This window comes from Allobosea sp. 05T433 (assembly GCF_056396065.1).
The window spans coordinates 1-1,350 of record NZ_JBFTKS010000103.1 but is presented as its reverse complement, the minus strand read 5'-3'; the positions used below and the strand labels follow the sequence as shown (position 1 = coordinate 1,350).

2 protein-coding genes are annotated in these 1,350 nt (G+C 57.5%); both read left to right on the top strand.

All coding sequences use genetic code 11. From position 1 onward, the window contains the following. The first annotated feature begins 702 nt into the window (after nt 1-702). Nucleotides 703-912, top strand: coding sequence for a cold-shock protein (locus AC1DGP_RS35210; RefSeq protein ID WP_441507165.1), 210 nt, complete (start codon nt 703-705; stop codon nt 910-912). A gap of 134 nt (nt 913-1,046) precedes the next feature. Then, complete coding sequence (locus AC1DGP_RS35205) at nt 1,047-1,277, top strand: hypothetical protein (RefSeq protein WP_476833289.1); 231 nt, start codon at nt 1,047-1,049, stop codon at nt 1,275-1,277. Nucleotides 1,278-1,350 lie beyond the last annotated feature (73 nt).

Here is a 1,350-nt window from a genome sequence, read left to right as displayed (position 1 = left end):
CTGAGTGGGGAATGCAGACGCACGGTCGGCGCAGGAGCGAGCGCGGAGATGCCTCTTGGGTTCCCTCTGTCCGGCCGCCCACGCCGAACGCATCAGGCAGGAATTCCCGGCATCAGGTAGCGAAGGCCACCTGAGGCCTACTAAGCATCTGAATCGGGAAGGTTTCGTGCTTCTCGGTGATTCCAAAAATTTGTGACGAGTGGAAGGCATCGATGGGCAACTCCCAGCACTGACCTCGCCGGCTCCAGGGCCCGCCCGGACGTTGCCGATTAGCAGACGTTCCGAGAGTCGCGGGCGGGTGGAGAGCCGAAGTTGGCTGTCTGCCCCGAACCGGACATTTGTGCCTTGGGGCGGATAGCTTCCCCAAGAGTCCGCGATCCTCCCGTCTCCTACTGGTTGTGTGTGGTCCTTCGAATTTTGCGCTCTGTAGGCCTAGCAGTTCAAAAAGGACGAAAGCGAAAGATATTCCCCGATTTTGTAAGTGTTTTGCCTTGTTCTGCATGTATTATTCGGTGCCGTAAATCGAACATTGACATTGGCTGTGTCGACGTGTAGATTGGTTCTTGTCGATATTTGCTTGGACGGTCCTTGTTATTTTCGCGCTTCGGCGCGGCTCTGATGAACTCCCCCTTTCGAAATCGTTCTGAACTCGCCGAACATTCGTTCGGCKAACGACAGGTCTTGCCAAAAGGAGGGTTTCTCATGACCACCGGCACAGTGAAATGGTTCAATTCCACCAAGGGTTTTGGCTTCATTCAGCCTGACGACGGCAGCCAGGATGTGTTCGTTCACATCTCCGCCGTCGAGCGCGCTGGAATGCGCGACCTTGCGGAAGGCCAGAAGCTCGGCTTCGAAGTCGCCCGCGACAACAAGTCGGGCAAGATGGCGGCCGAGCAGCTCCAAGCCGCATGATCTGACTGTTTCTTCGACGATGACCACGGATGTACTGGCATCGTCGACAACAGTCATTCGAGGGAAGGCCAAGCTTCTGCTTGGCCTTTTTTCGTTACTGCCGGCGACAGSGGAATACCGCACAGGAGATGGACATGGCTGAACATTCAAAGCAGCGCGTCGATGCCGACAAGAATTTTCTGAAGACCCAGACCCAATTRCTCGCKCGCAATCGGATCATGTTGGAGTTCGATACCCTCGCCCGGCACCGTGATGCGAACACGGCTAARCTGAAGCAACAGCGCCTGGAGAAGGAAGCCAATGATCGAGCCGCGGCATTGGCTGCGCCAACGGTAAAGAAGCGGAAAAAAGCCATCGCCGCCTGAGCGCCAGGCGCCGGCGCGACGGCGGGCCGGGCCTGCCGCTTCCCCCGAAATCGAGCGGATGACCGGTGTCGGC